Here is a 14,964-nt window from a genome sequence, read left to right on the forward strand (position 1 = left end):
GGTGTATGTCTGCATACGTACTGACGGAGGTCCTGGATTGGGTGTGTGGGTTGGTATAAGTGCAGCGCGCGCGGAACGCGTCGCTGTCAGGGAGAGAGGGGTATAAGAGACAGAATAAGAGACAGGCTCCAGGCCCCCGCCCGGGATCCAGGGGAGCCCCGCCCGGCGGGGCGATCCCGGGCGGGCCCCTCACCCACATCCCTTCCAGGAGCAGCCGAAGGCGACTATGAGTACCCCCCCCACCCCCGCCCCCCCCCAGGACGTCCTCGCCGAGCTGAAGAACGCCGGCTACGAGCCGGCCGGGCCGTTCCCGGGCGCGTCCAGGCCGTGGAACGTCCGTTGCCTGGACCCCGCGTGCGGGGCGCCGCGCCGGGTGGTCCTCTCCCCGATACGTGCCGGGAAACGGCGCTGCCGCCACCGCGCTCGCCCGCCCCGGCCGCCGGTCACTCACGACCAGGCCGTCAAAGAACTCAAAGCGGCCGGTTTCCGGCACCTGGAGCCCTACCCGGGCAACGTCACCGTGCTTTGGCACATCGTGTGCGCCCGTCCCGGCTGCCCCGGCGGGGAACGGAACATCCCCCTGACCGAGATCCGGCGCGGCACGCGCTGCGCCCACCGCCCCAAGCCTCGCCCCCGCGTCACTCCGCAGGCGGCTGCCGAGGAGATGCGCCGGGCCGGGCTGGAACCTTGCGACCCGTATCCGGGCACGGTCACCGCGGCCTGGCGCTCCCGCTGCACCCAGCCGGGCTGCCGCCGGAGGCGGTTGACGTCCCTGGCCGCCGTACGCCACGGCGTGCGGTGCGGCCACCAGCACCCCGACCAGTGGACGGCATGACCACCCACCGCGGGCCGCCCGTCCCGGGGAAGGAGGGGGCAGGTGGCACGCCAGCCCGCAAGGCCCGGCACAGGGAACCACGGCCAGACGCGCACCGCCGTTCGCCGCCGTGCCGGGCGCCCACGCCGCGTTCGGCCAGCCCGCGCGGGCGCCCAGGTGCGTGGGCCCGGCCTGCGCGCCGGGCCCGCCTCACGCTCCGGTCGCCCGTGTGCTCCCCCAGGACTCCTCCGGCAGGCTCAAGGATAGTACGGGTTGACAGAGCTGGCGGACGTGCCGCAGGTGTCGGTGCTGAGCTGCTCGTTGCGGCAGACCACGACCCAGATGCTGGGGACACCGCCGGACACGCTGCCCGGGAGATCCGGCAGAGCGGAGTTGCTGCCGCAGCCGCTGTTGTTCGAGTGGCTCTGCCACTGGAATCCCGACATCTTGGTGTAGAAGTACACCGGGTCGTCATCACAGAGGGTGTCGGAGAGCACGACGTTGCGCAGCGTGAAGGACGTCGCGTTGTGCCAGTCCACCTTCACGGTGACGCGCGCACCGGTGGCGGTCGCCGTGAGCACATCTCCGTCGGCCGCGTGGGCCGCGCCCGGCGGGAACGCCAGCGTCGCGGCGGCGGCGAGCGCGGGTATGCCCACCATCGTGTGCTTCTTCATGGGATCCCCCTCGCCAATGATCACCACCGGATGTGGCTTGCCTGAACCCCCAGATTCACAGCGGGCGCCAGGAGCGGGGCAGGGCGCTCGGGACGGCGTGCGCAGCACGGAACGGCGTGCGTCTTCCGTCTTCGGCGCGTGGGTGTGTGCACACCGTGGGGCCGGATCAGTCCTTCCGCACCGACGGACCCGCGCCGATGTCGTGAAGGACGGCGGCGGCCTCCAGCAACCCGGCATCCTCGCCGAGGACAGGCGCCGGCGTGCGGGCCCGCTCCGCGCCCCCGAGACAGTGAGCCCAGCGGCGGGGCAGTGGTCCGGCGAGCAGCGATTCAGTCAGGGGGCAAGCCCAGGTCGACAGGCGGCTACGGGGACGTGTGCCGCTGCGGGAGGGCGCGCACCACGCGGGGCTTCCCGGGGGAGCGCTCCAGCAGGCCGGCGCCTTCCAGCTTGTCCAGGGCGGACCGCACGGCGGTGCGGGATCGGCCGAAGCGGGCGCAGAGGTTGCCCTCGCTGTGCGCGAGACGTGGTGCCTCTCCATCAGCGTGCTGACGGACGGCAGTTCCACAAGGCCGGGGTCCTGGGCGATCTCGGCCCGGTTCATCTCGGCGACTCGCAGGTAGATCCCGCGCACACTCGGCTGTGGCATCCGCTCTCCTTTCACGGACCACCCCCGCGCCCGCGGGGATGGTCCCCTGTACTGCGCGTTCTACGAGGCGATGACGGGGTGAGCATGGTCCGCGTGGATCGCGGCCGGGGCGGCATCGTGATGGTGAGCCCCGCACCCCCTCCGGTTATCATCGGGGATGCCTTGAGGGAGATTCGCGAGGGCGATGAAGACAGGCCGGTCCCGACGGGGCGCGCGCCTACGCCCTGCCATTGTCACCCCTCGTAGGGGCGATGAGGGCCCCCGGGGACACCTCACACCAGGACACCGCAGATGTCGTTGGTACCCCTCGTAGGGGCGATGAGGACTACTTCTCGTCGCCCACCGCGTCACCGCCGACGCGTTGGTACCCCTCGTAGGGGCGATGAGGACCCGCCGCGCAGCGCCCAGTAGGGCCACAGGGCGTCCAGTTGGTACCCCTCGTAGGGGCGATGAGGACCCGGCCGGCCATCACGACGGCCCCCCGTCCAGCCGCGTTGGTACCCCTCGTAGGGGCGATGAGGACTCGGCGGAGATCGACTCCAGCGGCTGGGCGGTGGAGTGTTGTCACCCCTCGTAGGGGCGATGAGGACCCCACGGTGAAGCTGCTGGTGGGAGTGGTGGTGGGGTGGCTGTTTTGGTGGGTGGTTGCAGTGGGTCGTGGGTTGTGTGGTTGGGGCCGGTGTGTCGCTGAGATTCCGGCTCGTGGGGGCCTGTCTCTTATGCTCCTCTGACGGTGCCGCCGTCGGGGAGTGCTTGTGTGCCTGTGGTGCCGGTGGGGGTAGTATAAAACCGCAGCGCTCACTGACGGCGAGTGCATTAGAGACCGGATGGGGGTGGTGCCGGGTGGGAAGGTGTAGACGAGGACGTTGTCGTAGGTGAGGTCCAGGACGGTTTCGACGGCTGCCTGGAAGCGGCGGAGCTGGGCGTCGCTGAGCTGGCCTTCGAAGACGCTGCGCTGGACGTGGTGGAGGTATTTGCGGCAGGTGCGCAGGATCTTGGGGTTGCGCTGGGCGGCGGTGTCGTAGACGACGATGACGTGCACGGGCTGGTCACCACCAGATCCGGAACGGCTTGTAGGGCGTGCCTTCCAGGCAGTGCCGGGTCAGGGCCAGGGCGTCGAGGTAGAGCAGTTCGTCGTAGGCGACCGGTCGGCCCAGGGCGCGGTGGGTGACGGTGACGGCGAGTTCGTCGCGGACGGTCTGGACGAGGAGTTTGCGGCCGGTGTCGCTGAGCATGGCCTGGTTGGTGTCGCGGTCGAAGTGGTGGTGCTTGAGCTGGTTGCGGCCCGCCATGCGCAGCAGGAGCCGTTCGGCGAACAGCGGCTTGAACATCTCGGCCAGGTCCAGGACCAGGGAGTGGCGCTGGCGTTCCATGCTGCTGTGCAGGAACGCGATGCCGCTGTGCAGGGGGGTGAGGCGCACGGCGGTCAGGACGCGGGCGTAGATGATGCCGTTGACGTAGCTGATGAACGCGTTCCCGGCGTTCTTCGGCGGGCGCCGGCTGCGGCCGTCGAGCTGGAGCCAGCCGGGGAGCTTGGTGTCGATGACTTCCCAGGCCGAGCGGCGGAACGTGCCCTCCGCCCCCATCAGGTGCGAGGGCGACACGGCCTCGCGGATGCTCTCCTGCAAGACGGTGTAGGGGCGGGCCAGGAGTTTGCGGTCGACGACGCGGCGGACGTTGAAGGCGCAGGCGTCGACGATGCCGCGCGCGATGCCCATACCCGCCTGCGGGTCCCGGGCCAGTGCGGCCTGGGCCAGCACGGTCTGTCCGGAGGTGCTGGTGTCGGCGGTCAGCAGCGAACCGGCGTAGTCGCCGTAGTAGCTCAGCAGGTGGACGCTGATCCGGTGCCGGTTGAGCAGCGAGACCACGGACGTGTTCAGGTCCGTCTCCGCGCAGGCGACGATGTCGCGCACGTCGGTGACGGGGATGTGCACGCTGGGCGCGGCGTCGCGTTCGATGACCAGGGACTGGTCCTTGCGGCGGATCCGGCACGGGCTGGTCAGCCAGTAGGTGCGGGTGGCGGCGGGCAACGGTTCACTCCGTCCAGCAGTAGTCGGCGAAGCTGCACCCGCGGCACCCGCTACGCGGCAGCCTCGGCGGGCACACCGGGGCGTGCGCGGTGGCCAGCGCGGCGGTGATGTCCTCCTCGGCCCGCGCGGCGGCCTCCGGCGTGAAGGGATAACGGTGGGTACGGCGGGTCGCCGGGTAGTGCAGCACCGCGCCCTGCACCTCGACCCCCAGCCGCCGCAGCCGGTGACAGTAATGGAACGCCTGCGCCCGGTCGGCATCCGTCGGCCGCGAGGAAGACTTCACCTCGTGCACCCACCGCTGCCCGTCGAGAAAGTCCAGCCGCGCCGCGCCCAGGTCGACGGGGCTGTGGCGGGAGTAGGAGATGTCGTGGACGGCCTCGCCGCTTTGCACCGTGGCGCTGAGGTGTTCGGGCCGGATACCCCGCACGTACAGCCACAACTGCCGCCGGCAGTGATGCAGATACTTGATGTGGACACCACCGATGTCCTCCCGGCCGATCACAGCACCTCCCCGGGCTGATAGCTGGTGTCTCCACTCGGGCCGTGGATTCCGGTCAGGCCCAGCTCGGAGTCGTAGATGCCGCGGATGACGCGGACCTTGGCGTTGGGGTCCCAGCGGACCAGGCGGTCGGCCCAGTGCGGGACGGGGATGAGGAAGTCGTCGGCCAGGAGACGGCCCGCCCGGCCAGGGGCTTGGGTCAGGGCTTCGGTGAAGGCCCCCAGATCCGCATCGAGGACAGCCTCGGTGCCGTCGAACAGGGCGTCGAACGCCTGGGTGAGTCGGGAGCGGTCCTCGAAGGGATCGGTGAAGGTCAGGAAGTCGCGCTGGAAAGCCGCCTGAAAGCCACGGACCTGGGCTTCCCATCGCTGTCCCCAGGGGCTTGCGTAGATCTGGTCGAGCCATGCGGTGATCAGGGGCTCGTCGATGGTCTGTCCGTCGTGCCGGGTGAGGATGTCCCAGCCCTGGCGGGTGGGTTCGGCCGGGGAGACGCCGTCCGCCCAGAGAGTGCCGGCTTCGTTCCGGCGGGTGGTGTAGGCGGGCTGGTGGACGATGACGGGGGACGGGGGAAGGTGGGCCAGCCGGTTGACCCGGCCGAAGCGCTGGATGAGCGCCTCCAGGTCGGCGGCGGACGTGTGGCAGCGGTCCAGGTCGATGTCCAGTGAGACCTCGATCGCCTGCGTTCCGACGAGAAGACCCGGAACGCGAGGGGCGCCGCTGGCGAAACGGGCCCGGAGGCGCTGCTCGATGCGGTTGCGGTCCCTGCGGCGGAAGCGGGAGTGGAGCAGGTGCGCGGAGCCCTCGCCGTGCAGGCGGGTGCAGACCGGTTCGAGTGCCTGGTAGAGGGTGATGGCGTCACGCACGTTGTTGGCGACGACGAGGACCGAGCGGCCGGCGGTGAGTTCCTGTGCGATCTCCTCGACGGAGGAGGCATCGGTGAGGTGAGCCTCCCGGGTGTGCAGCCGGTGTCGTACGGGCGCGGCCACATCACCCGGAGGCTGAACGAGGGATGTGCGGCCGTCGAGTGCTTCGGTGACCATGGTAGCCAGGACGGTGGGCAAGGTGGCCGACATGACCGCTACCCGCCCGCCGATCCGGTGCCAGAACTGGAGAGCGGCCAGCATCATGCCCAGGCGGCGGGTGTCGTAGGCGTGGAGCTCGTCGAGGACGAAGACGGAGTTCGCGCTGTCGGTGAGGATGCTGGAGTGCACCGGGCCGGCCAGGGCGCCGCGCAGAAGCTGGTACGGAGTGCCGACGCGCAGCAACTCGCGGAAATTCCTGGTGGCTTCGGCGCGGGAATGCGCCTTGTCCGCCGCGGCAGCCTGCTGCTGTGTGACCGGTTCGTCTCCGTCGACGTCGCATTCGTCGGCGAGGGAACGAGCGAGGTGGTACGAGGCCGCCTTGGAGTGCGCGACGCCGATGCCCTCCGAGTCGAGCTCCTCACGCAGACGATCGGTCATCGCGTTGATGCTCGCGAGGTAGGGCAGCAGATAGAAGACGCGGGGATTGGCCGGGAGTTCGGCGGACATGCGCGTCACCTGCGTGGAGGCCCACAGCAGCACCGCCTCGGTCTTGCCACTCCCTGTCCAGGACCGCAGCAGGAGATGGCCCGTGACCCCGGCTGCCTGCCGCTGCTGCGGACGCAGCGCGTGGCCGTTCCCGGCGAGCCGTCGTGCCAGGCCCGCCGGGTAGTCGGCGGTCAGCGGATGCCCGGTGTCCAGCAGGCCATGGGCCGAGGAGATGTGGTCCGCCATGGTGACCGCCCCCAGGAGCAGCACGGCCGTGAGCCCGTCACCGCTCTCGACGGGCCACGCCCAACGGTCGCGCAGCTCCTGGAGCATCCGGTGCGCCGCGGTGATGACCTCCTCGACGCCGACGGCCGCCGGAGGTTCGGAACTGTGGGCCATTCCGTGTTGTTTCGCGGTGGCCCGCAGCCACCGCAGCAGACCGGTGAGGTGCGACTGCTCGGCGGGGGTGAACTTGGCCAGGAAGTCTTCGGGACTGTCCTCCCCGTAAAGGGTGAACACCGTCGGCTTCGTCATCCCGGAGAGCCCTGCGGTGAACGGCCGGTGGTGACCGGCGACCGCGCCGGCGATCCACAGACGCTGCTGCGGAGACAGGTTCGCCAGGAGCGGGTCGATGAAGCCGAGGGAGAGGACTTCGTGGCGTTCCCCCCACGGACGGGCCGGCTCGGCGGTGTTCCCGATCATTCTCTGGAACCCGCGCGGCCATTTCCCGGTGTCGTGGAGAAGTGCCGCCCAGGCAGCCAACTGCCAGAAGTCAGGGGGCATTCCGGGAATCGGGCCGATCCGTAAGTGAAGAGTCCGCAGTGCACGAAGAGTGTTGAGCAAATGGCTGGTCAGCAGCTCTCCGGGGCGGCCGGGTTCGGTGCCGCTCTTGGCACGCAGATCCTTCATGGCGCTGTCGCGGCCGTCCATCACGCGGCGGTCCGGGTCAGGTGGACCGGATGGACAGGGGGCAGCAGGTCCACGGCCTGTCCTGTCGCCGTCCTCAGCCCGGCGTCGACCTGAACCGGCGCGCCGTCGGGGGCGTAGCGGTAGCCGTCCCAGCGATGGTGATCCCGGCCCGGTGAGACGGCGGTCGTCAGCCGCATCCGTGTCCCCGCCGCGCCCGGCAAGTCGTCCCGGACCACGGCGTGCCCCTGGTGGCCGGGACCTGCCGCCAGGGACACGCGTTCAGTCCGGACGGTGAGGAGGTCCTGACTGCGACCCAGCCGCAACGGCCACACCGGACGGCGCAAGGCGGACTCCCACAGATCCGTGTCCTCGGTGAGCCACACCGTCAACGTGACATGCGCCAGGAAGTCCCGGTCCTTGATCGTCGTGTTGGTGCTGCTGCCGGGGGCGGCGAGAGGGTGGTACGTCTCCAGATCCGTGCCGCTGCCCGCGGCATGGAAGGTCATGGCGAAGCGGGTGTGTGCGGGCATGCGGTCCCAGCCACCCGCCGCTGCGGCCAGCATGCCGCCGACGGTCGAAGGGGGTGGGCACGGCAGTCCGATCTGCAGCCCGTCGTACAGCGGGTTGCGGAAACTGACCACAGGGGCGCTTCCGACGACTTCCAGGGCCTCGGTCATGGCGTGATGTCCTCGTGCAAGGGGGTTCCGGCGCTACAGGTTTTGACCCCTGGTCAGGGGCGATGATCGGCTGGGCGCCGTACGCTTACGCGGCCTCGTCGTCGAACCAGGCGTCGTGCCGGCCGGCCTCGAACTCGTCTCCCAACGTGTTCAGCACGGTGCGGGGATGGCCGAGCAGGACCTTCTCGCTCTTGACCAGGTCCTCCAGATCCTTCTCGGCGAGTTCACGCTGGCTGCCGAGGAAGCCGGGGGCCCAGCCGATGCGCACCGGCCCGTCGAGTTCGTCCTTCCATGCCTCGATCTCCTGACGCAGCACATCGGCGTCGAAGAACGTCGCCCGTTCCCGCGCGCGGACCACCCTGGTGAACGGGTTGGTGCCGCCCTTGACCGGAGCGAGGATCAGCAGCCCAGGAGTACGGTCGCCGTAGTGCGCCGACCACTTGGCGCCGCCCTTGACCACAGCCATGGTCCGCAGCAGGACAGCCACGCGGCGGCGGCGCTCCTCCAGAGGAAGCCGCACGCATTCCACGTTGCGCAGCGTGTACCTGCTGCAGCCGTTCGCGAGGACTTCCTCGACCACCGAGGGGTTCAGGGCCGGTTTGGTGGCCTTGCCGCCGACCTCGAACGTACCCACCCGCGGCAGGTCGATCAGCAGATCCCCGGCGAGATCCGCCGTGTACATCTCGTGCTCGTGGATCACGGGGTGAGCGTCGGGTCCCATCCCGCGGCTCATCGTGCCGAAGTCGATGACCGGAGTGTTGGGCACGACCGCCACCAGCGTTCCGGTCGCCAGCACGGTGTCACGCATGAACGACTGGGACTCGCCCTTCTTGGCGTTCTTCTCCTCCGACTTGACGGCGATCATGTAGCCGAACAGATCGTCGTCCAGGTACAGATCGGGCCGCCCCTGGGTGTACGCCTGCTGCTTCTTGTTGTCGCCCGTGCGCGTCACGGGGGACGCCGTCTCGGTGGCGGGCAGGCTGTCGCGCAGCCACCTGCGGCTGGCCTGGGCCGACACGTACGGATACGTCTGGCGGCTCACGGTGAACTTCTTGACCTCGCCGCGGTTGTCCTGACCACGACCGTTGTTCGGCGCCCCGGCCTTGATCTCCAGAACGCTCTGTCCCACCAGGAACGTCATGCCGCTTCCTCTCCAGTGTCGTCGGCGGAAACCGTGTCCGCCAGGTCCCGCAACTCGCGCAGTTCTTCCTGAGACCCCCTGGGCTGCCATCCGGCCTCACCCAGGGCCTCGAGCACGGCGAAGACCAGCAGCCGTCGCCACGCACGGGACCGCTCGTCCTCGAACAGCAACCGGTAGTCCCGTACCGGCAGCAGCACCGGCGGGCTGTCCTGCGGCCGGGGAAGAACCAGCCAGTCCACCCCTTTGGAGCGGAACCAGTTGTGCAGGTCGCCGGCCCGCGTGTTCGCGCGGATGAAGTCGCGGAACGGGCCCGGCCGGTCATCGCGGCTCAGCAGTGCGGCCACCCGCCGCGCCAGATCCCTGACGCGCTCGACATCCTTCTCATCCAAGGTCAGCACCTCGTGGCAGTAGGAGTAGACCAGAGGGGCCAGAGTGAGCGCCTCCGGTGGAATCAGGACTTCCGCTGTGATCCGCTTCAGCAGGTGACCCACAGCCGCGTGGAGGATGGCCGCCGGACGGCTGAAGGCCCGTTTGGCCAGGAACGCCTCACCCGGCACCTGCGGTGTGGCCTGCGTAGCGGCCAACACGCGGTAAGTGCTCCGGTTCTGCGAACGCGCGGTGGACCTCAGCCACTCGGCCACCGGCTGACTCATCTCCTGCGAGACCAGGGAAGGGTCCTTGTTCGAGTTCGACAGGACCAACAGCTCCAGCGGCGCCCGGATCGGCCGTCCGTAGCCACGCAAAGCGACCAGTACGGCCAATTCCCGTGCGTAGGGGCCAGGTTTCGGGCCTTTGACCCACCCCAGCAGTGCCGTGCGGCGCGTGCTGACCACCGCCGCGCGTGTCACCTGCGCGAGGAACGCGTCGTCCCAGGAGTGCAGCACCGCCGCCCGCCCGCCGAAGAGCGCCGCCGCATACGGGAACGCCCACAGGGCGGCCAGGCACGGATAGCACAGCGGGGTTCCCTGATGGCCGGGGGCCGTGGTGTTGCGGTGCGCCACGCTCGCGCCCAGCGGAATGTCCACCTTGCCGAACCAGCCGCACGCCGCGCGCCCGCAGTATGTACAGGGGACCCCGGGCATCCCGGCGGTATCGGCGGGTTCGGCCCGCCACCGCCGGATCAGCTCCTCGCGCTGTGCTGGTGACTGCCTGGACCTGGCCGTCGGGTTGATCGCCGAGTTCGGCCAGTACGCATAGCTGGCACCCAGCCAGAACCCGCCCTCGTCGGTGGGCTTCGCCGCGGTCGTCGTCATCACCAGATCGGCGGTCATCGCACCGACCGCCTGCCGGAACGACGTCGCGTCCAGCTCGTCCGGGTGCGTGACCCCAGCGAGACACGCCAGCGCGAACGCGCCGACCCGCTGTAACGGACTGGAAGTCAGCACGACCAGAGGCGTCCCCAGAGCCTCCACCGCCGACGTGCCCGCTCCGGGTCCGGCCGGGACCGTTTCCTCCTCGGATTCAGGCATCGATCCACCCCATGCCGGCCGCGTTCGCCTGCCCCAGCCCCCACGAATGCACGGCCGACAACGTCCGGGGATCACCCGACACCTCGATCTCGACACACGCCCCCGGCTTCTTACCCCCCGGACCCCCGGCTCCTCCCACCGCGAACGATCGCTTGGGCCCGACCCAACTCACCTTCTCCAGCACGACATCCGTCGGCAGGCCCAGCGTCTCGGCCTTCCGCCGCAGATTGCCCTGCATGTAGACGTCCCACTCCGCCTCGCCGGGCAGCCGCCATTCCCCGCGCGGCGGGTCCGAGCCACCGCTCCCTCGACCCGAGGACTTCATCACCACGGGGGTGGCCGTCCGGAACCGCGCACGCCCCGAGGAACAATCCGGTGCCTCGACCACCTCGACCCGGTCCACGATGAACGCCGTCGCGCCCCAGGCAAGCACCGGCATGCGTGCCAGCGCCACCGCCCACCCCTCCACGACCTCCAGCAGAGGACTCCCCAGCTCCAAGACCCCAGGCCCGCCGGCGGAGTAGACCCCCCGCTGCCGCCTGGCCGTAGGAAACACCGGAGCCCCGTACCCGAACGGCACCATCCCGTGCGGTCCCCACCCCGACTGGTGCAACACGGTCCCTAACGCCGGGGCGCCCACTTCCAGCAGCGCGTAAGACAAAGCACGCCCCGGAGCCAGCACATCGTCCCAGCTCAGCGCCCGCGCACTCGTATGGAACATCACCCGTAACCGCACGGCATCCCATCCCTCACCAACCCGATCAGCCACCCGCTCCACCTCATCGGCCCAGGTCAACAGCACTGTCAGTGCCCTCTGGCACAGTCAGCTCGTCAACCCGTTCCGCCACTTGAGGTACCCGAGCGGGAGCAGACAGTAGCACTAGCCCATCGTGAAACGCCAAATCAGATAGCACGAGGCTAGCCACGACAGGGCTCCCTTCGGCATGCCTCTGAAAGGGGTTACTCTCAATAGCAAATCGCTCCGGAGCCGCAGGCAGACAGTGGCGCACGGGGTCCAAACTGGCTCGGCTCCGGCTAGACATACTCAGCGGAACGGCCTCATCGCCCCCCAAGGGGGAACGCCTCCCGGAGCTCGCCGGCAACGCTCCGGGAGCTCGCAGCATCGCCGGGGCGGGGGACCCGTACCGCTCCCGCGCTGGCCCGTCCCAGGTGCGCTGGTGAAGCCGCAAATCGTGACTCCGGTAGGGGCGATGAGGACGTCGAGGCCCACGCCAACGGCAACGTCTCCGCCTACGTGTTGTGACCCCCGATAGGGGTGATGAGGACCTGGATATCGGCCCACTGCGGGCCACACGTCTCCTGTTGTGATCCCCGGTAGGGGCGATGAGGACACGACGGGCACGCCCTGCGGCCGGTCGGTATCTGGCGGTTGTGACCTCCGGTAGGGGCGATGAGGACTCGAGCCACCTCGCGGTCGACGCCGCGGCGGCCAGGTTGTGACCCCCGGTAGGGGCGATGAGGACTCTTGGGTCCCCGGACGGACCATGGAGACGTGAATGACCTTGGGGGGCTGCCTGAGTGGTCTGAACGCGCCTTCCGTCGAACTGGGTGGCAGGAACGGGCGAGGCTATCGCGAGCTGGTGGGCCGCTCCGGGGCGTGGTCCTTGCTGGTGGAGAGAGATGCGCAGGATAACCAGTGGATCGCGGCGGAGCCGCATCGGGGTGTTCGGGGGATTCTCTCCGGCGCGGGGCTGGCGGGCTTCGCTCGTTCGTGACCGTTCGTCGGAAGGGGTCAACGGTGGTGTCGTGTCGCTCTGGAGCTGCGGTTTCGTGACGGTCGAGCGCGTCGTGGGGCGGTTCCGGGTTCCGCTGCGTGCGGGGCGTTCTCCGGTGGCCGGCAGGGTGTGGAGTGTCGTGACGGACGAACTGTCCCTGGCGCATCGCCTAGCCGCGCTTTCCGGGGGCGACTGCGAGGAGGTGGGCGGGGAGCTGGTGGTGTTGACCGGCTGGGACAGGGTGCGTATTCGCGTCGACAGTGCGGGCCAGGTGGTCTGCCGTATGACGACGGAGCCGTTGAGCGGTTCTTCGGAGGAGGCGATCGCCGGAGTCTCGGGTCACCCGGGTGACGTCGTGGGTCCCGATCGGAAGGCGGTGGCCCGCAGCGGGCGGGGGCCGGGGCCGGTGACGTCGGTGGGTTTCCGGCTGGCCGGCGATCCCGATCTGGGGCTGTTCCTGCTGCGGTCGGGTGGCTGGGCTCTCGCGGATGCCGTTCCCGCCTTGCGCGAGGCGGTCGCCGCAGTGGGCGGCCCGGTGAGTGCTTCGTTGTGGCTGCGGCCGGTGGAGTTCACCACGCCGGAGGGCTACCCCGTCAACTACGTGGAGCCCACCATCACCCTTGACGAGCCATCGGTGACGGGCTGATCCGGCCGCAGGGCGGGCCGGTGCGATGGCTGAGAAAGCCCTGGTCAGACGCCATGCTGGTCGTCGAGGTGCGTCCATCCGGGGGGCGGGGCGCCGTTCGCCGCCGCCCTCACGGATGGACGCAGGGCCAGCGGCTACGCGTAACCTAGGGAGTTAAGTTCGATCGCCGGGCAGCGGTTCATCACCATGTCGAGGCCGGCTTCGCGGGTGCGGGTGTAGGCGGCTTCGTCGATCACGTCCAGTTGGAACCAGACCGCCTTGGCGCCGATCGCGCGGGCCTCGTCGGCGATCTGGCCGGCCTGGGCGCTGTTCACGAAGACGTCCACCACGTCGACCGGGAACGGGATGTCGGCGAGCGAGGCGTAGCCCTGCTCGCCGTGGACCGTCTCGGCCTTCGGGTGGACCGGGACCACGCGCTTGCCGAACCGTTGCAGGACGGCCGCGACGCCGTACGCGGCGCGTCCCCGGTTCGAGGACAGGCCCACGACGGCCCACGTGTCCCCGGTCTCCGTGAGAATCCGCCGGATCGTTTCCTGGTCGCCGTACATGCCGTGCCTCCTGCCGGAACGAGAACGGTTACGCACCGTCGTACCACGGGCAACCGGTTCCGGCGGCCGGGGATTCCCTCAGACGAAGCGCTGGGCGGGGGAGCCGTCGCAGCGCTGGAGCGTCAGCCGTGCCGTCGGGCCGGTCAGGGTCGCGCACAGGCCGGGGGCCGCCGCGGGGGAGATGGTGCCGTTCCCGGTGACGAACCGCTGGTTGTCGCCGCCGTGGCAGTCGTACAACTGCACCGCCTGGCCCGCGCGGTAGCGGCCGGACGGGACGTCCAGGCAGCGGTCGTGGGTGAGTTCGGTGTGCAGCGACCCGAACTCCTCGTCCTGCCACCAGTCCTGGGCCCGGGAGCCGTCGCAGGCCGCGCCGCCGACCGGGGAGCCGTTCCGGGTGCCGTCGCCCGTGACCGCCAGGCAGGTCCCGGTCCCGTCGTTCCGGCGCGGCGCGAACGCGTCGTCCCACGCGAACGGGTACAGCTCCGGGCTGCCGGTGCTCGCCGGGTCGGCGCACGACGCCTCGGCGAGCCCGGTGCCGTGGAGCTGGGTGAGGCAGGACGCGAACGCGGCGTGGCCGCGCGTGTTGGGGTGGAAGGACTGGCGCAGCGAGTTCGAGTCGGGCGGGAACGGGTTGGTGAGGTTGACGGTCAGGCCGCTGACCCAGGTGTTGTCGGAGCAGACCTCGTGGCCGTGGAAGAGCCGGGACGCGTCCAGATAGGTGGCCCCGGCGTCGAGCGCCGCCCGCCGCACGCCCTCCTGGAAGGCGGGCACGGCGGTGTCGCGGCCCCACGCGGCGTCCGAGGTGTAGCCGGTGCAGCCGCCGGCCAGTTTGCCCGGGTAACGGGGGTTGTCCTCGAAGTCCGGGCCGATCGGGCTGGGGTAGCCCATGACGACCAGCTCGTAGTCGTCCTCCGCGTACCCGGCGTCGGTCATGACGGTGCGCAGGTCGGTGATGGTCGCCGTCAGCTTCGGGCGCAGCCCGTCCACCCGGTCCTGCCATCCGGGGTCGTACTTCGGCGCGCACGGCCCCTGCCAGAACAGGAACCAGCCCATCACGCAGTCCGTGATCACCGGCCCGAACTGAAGGTCGTCGTTGGCCCCGGCGACCAGCACGATCGTCTCGACGTCCGTGTTGCGCGCCACGACGGCCAGGCTGTCGCTCTGCACCTGCTCGTCGGCGTACTGCGCCTGCCCGCCGATCCGGATGTTCGCGGTCGAGGCGCCGGAGCACGACACGTTGTACGTCTCGTCCACGGGGATGCCGGTGCGGTGGATGGCCGCGTCGAGGGAGCGGTGGCACCAGTTGTCCGGGCCGTCGGTCCCGGGCTCGTAGTTCCCGGCGCCCTCGCCGCTGATCTCGCTGTCGCCCAGGGAGATCACCGACGTGCGCCGCTCGTCCCTGGGCCGCACGGCCGGGTCGCCGTACAGCTCGGTGGCCTGGGCGGCGCGGACCTCCTCCAGCTCGCCGGTCAGGCCGCTGTCCGGCGTCGCTCCGGCCCCGCTCGCCCCCGGCAGCCCGGTGAAGAGCAGGGTCAGCGCGGCGGCCACCGCGAGCCCCGGTCCGGCCGCCATCCGTCTGCGCAGCATGAGCGATCTCCCGTCGTCGTCGACCGAGTTACCCGCCGTTTCTACCGGTGAGTCAAACAACAGGGAACCCCCCGCGCCTC

Annotated in this window: 14 protein-coding genes and 1 pseudogene; 2 read left to right on the forward strand and 13 right to left on the reverse strand. The window is 70.1% G+C overall.

Going from position 1 to position 14,964, the window contains the following annotated elements; genetic code table 11:
• The first annotated feature begins 226 nt into the window (after positions 1-226).
• Positions 227-835: a hypothetical protein gene (locus BN2279_RS04595; RefSeq protein WP_059006672.1), complete on the forward strand. Its 609-nt coding sequence runs from the start codon at positions 227-229 to the stop codon at positions 833-835.
• Positions 836-1,071: 236 nt separating this feature from the next.
• On the opposite strand, the gene BN2279_RS04600 is transcribed toward BN2279_RS04595, so the two are convergent.
• The 11 genes and pseudogenes from BN2279_RS04600 to BN2279_RS04640 form a co-directional block, all read right to left on the reverse strand.
• Positions 1,072-1,488, reverse strand: a complete 417-nt coding sequence (locus BN2279_RS04600; RefSeq protein ID WP_059006674.1) for a hypothetical protein — start codon at positions 1,486-1,488, stop codon at positions 1,072-1,074.
• 172 nt (positions 1,489-1,660) lie between these two features.
• Positions 1,661-1,846: pseudogene (locus tag BN2279_RS27130) on the reverse strand (HD domain-containing protein); the annotation flags it as partial.
• A gap of 4 nt (positions 1,847-1,850) precedes the next feature.
• Positions 1,851-2,270 carry a GntR family transcriptional regulator gene (locus BN2279_RS31365; protein ID WP_079031843.1) on the reverse strand — a complete coding sequence of 140 codons (420 nt, stop codon included), beginning with the start codon at positions 2,268-2,270 and terminating at the stop codon, positions 1,851-1,853.
• Positions 2,271-2,459: 189 nt separating this feature from the next.
• The gene (locus BN2279_RS31370) at positions 2,460-3,176 is read right to left on the reverse strand and encodes a CRISPR-associated endonuclease Cas2 (RefSeq protein ID WP_407702186.1); all 717 of its coding nucleotides are present in this window, start codon (positions 3,174-3,176) and stop codon (positions 2,460-2,462) included.
• 7 nt (positions 3,177-3,183) lie between these two features.
• Complete coding sequence (gene cas1 / locus BN2279_RS04610; protein ID WP_059006678.1) at positions 3,184-4,164, reverse strand: CRISPR-associated endonuclease Cas1; 981 nt, start codon at positions 4,162-4,164, stop codon at positions 3,184-3,186.
• Positions 4,165-4,168: 4 nt separating this feature from the next.
• A complete protein-coding gene (locus BN2279_RS04615) occupies positions 4,169-4,666 on the reverse strand; it encodes a CRISPR-associated protein Cas4 (RefSeq protein WP_059006680.1) in 498 nt (165 codons plus the stop codon).
• Positions 4,663-7,101 (reverse strand): CRISPR-associated helicase Cas3', encoded by a 2,439-nt coding sequence (gene cas3, locus BN2279_RS04620; RefSeq protein ID WP_324612813.1) that lies wholly within the window; start codon positions 7,099-7,101, stop codon positions 4,663-4,665. The genes BN2279_RS04615 and cas3 overlap by 4 nt, the downstream gene beginning before the upstream one ends.
• A complete protein-coding gene (cas5, locus tag BN2279_RS04625) occupies positions 7,101-7,757 on the reverse strand; it encodes a CRISPR-associated protein Cas5 (RefSeq protein WP_059006682.1) in 657 nt (218 codons plus the stop codon). Before cas5 ends, cas3 begins: the two co-directional genes overlap by 1 nt.
• A gap of 85 nt (positions 7,758-7,842) precedes the next feature.
• Complete coding sequence (gene cas7i, locus BN2279_RS04630) at positions 7,843-8,898, reverse strand: type I-B CRISPR-associated protein Cas7/Cst2/DevR (protein WP_059006683.1); 1,056 nt, start codon at positions 8,896-8,898, stop codon at positions 7,843-7,845.
• Positions 8,895-10,367 (reverse strand): nucleoside/nucleotide kinase family protein, encoded by a 1,473-nt coding sequence (locus BN2279_RS04635; RefSeq protein ID WP_159037060.1) that lies wholly within the window; start codon positions 10,365-10,367, stop codon positions 8,895-8,897. Before BN2279_RS04635 ends, cas7i begins: the two co-directional genes overlap by 4 nt.
• Positions 10,360-10,866, reverse strand: a complete 507-nt coding sequence (locus BN2279_RS04640; protein WP_199827630.1) for a CRISPR-associated endoribonuclease Cas6 — start codon at positions 10,864-10,866, stop codon at positions 10,360-10,362. Before BN2279_RS04640 ends, BN2279_RS04635 begins: the two co-directional genes overlap by 8 nt.
• Before the next feature lie 1,376 nt (positions 10,867-12,242).
• Here BN2279_RS04640 and BN2279_RS04645 point away from each other — a divergent pair.
• A complete protein-coding gene (locus tag BN2279_RS04645) occupies positions 12,243-12,749 on the forward strand; it encodes a recombination directionality factor (RefSeq protein WP_159037061.1) in 507 nt (168 codons plus the stop codon).
• Between the two features lie 134 nt (positions 12,750-12,883).
• Here BN2279_RS04645 and BN2279_RS04650 read toward each other — a convergent pair whose 3' ends face one another.
• Both BN2279_RS04650 and BN2279_RS04655 read right to left on the reverse strand, forming a co-directional pair.
• Positions 12,884-13,297 (reverse strand): CoA-binding protein, encoded by a 414-nt coding sequence (locus BN2279_RS04650; protein ID WP_059006690.1) that lies wholly within the window; start codon positions 13,295-13,297, stop codon positions 12,884-12,886.
• A 78-nt stretch (positions 13,298-13,375) separates the two neighbouring features.
• Positions 13,376-14,884 (reverse strand): ricin-type beta-trefoil lectin domain protein, encoded by a 1,509-nt coding sequence (locus BN2279_RS04655; protein WP_059006692.1) that lies wholly within the window; start codon positions 14,882-14,884, stop codon positions 13,376-13,378.
• Positions 14,885-14,964 lie beyond the last annotated feature (80 nt).

Source organism: Streptomyces specialis (assembly GCF_001493375.1).
GTDB classification, from domain to species: domain Bacteria; phylum Actinomycetota; class Actinomycetes; order Streptomycetales; family Streptomycetaceae; genus Streptomyces; species Streptomyces specialis.

Excerpts from the sequence above, each read along its gene's own strand:
- BN2279_RS04595 (WP_059006672.1), top strand. The coding sequence starts at position 227 with ATGAGTACCCCCCCCACCCCCGCCCCCCCCCAGGACGTCCTCGCCGAG.
- BN2279_RS04600 (WP_059006674.1), bottom strand. The coding sequence starts at position 1,488 with ATGAAGAAGCACACGATGGTGGGCATACCCGCGCTCGCCGCCGCCGCG.
- cas3 (WP_324612813.1), bottom strand. The coding sequence starts at position 7,101 with ATGGACGGCCGCGACAGCGCCATGAAGGATCTGCGTGCCAAGAGCGGC.
- cas5 (WP_059006682.1), bottom strand. The coding sequence starts at position 7,757 with ATGACCGAGGCCCTGGAAGTCGTCGGAAGCGCCCCTGTGGTCAGTTTC.
- cas7i (WP_059006683.1), bottom strand. The coding sequence starts at position 8,898 with ATGACGTTCCTGGTGGGACAGAGCGTTCTGGAGATCAAGGCCGGGGCG.
- BN2279_RS04635 (WP_159037060.1), bottom strand. The coding sequence starts at position 10,367 with ATGCCTGAATCCGAGGAGGAAACGGTCCCGGCCGGACCCGGAGCGGGC.
- BN2279_RS04650 (WP_059006690.1), bottom strand. The coding sequence starts at position 13,297 with ATGTACGGCGACCAGGAAACGATCCGGCGGATTCTCACGGAGACCGGG.
- BN2279_RS04655 (WP_059006692.1), bottom strand. The coding sequence starts at position 14,884 with ATGCTGCGCAGACGGATGGCGGCCGGACCGGGGCTCGCGGTGGCCGCC.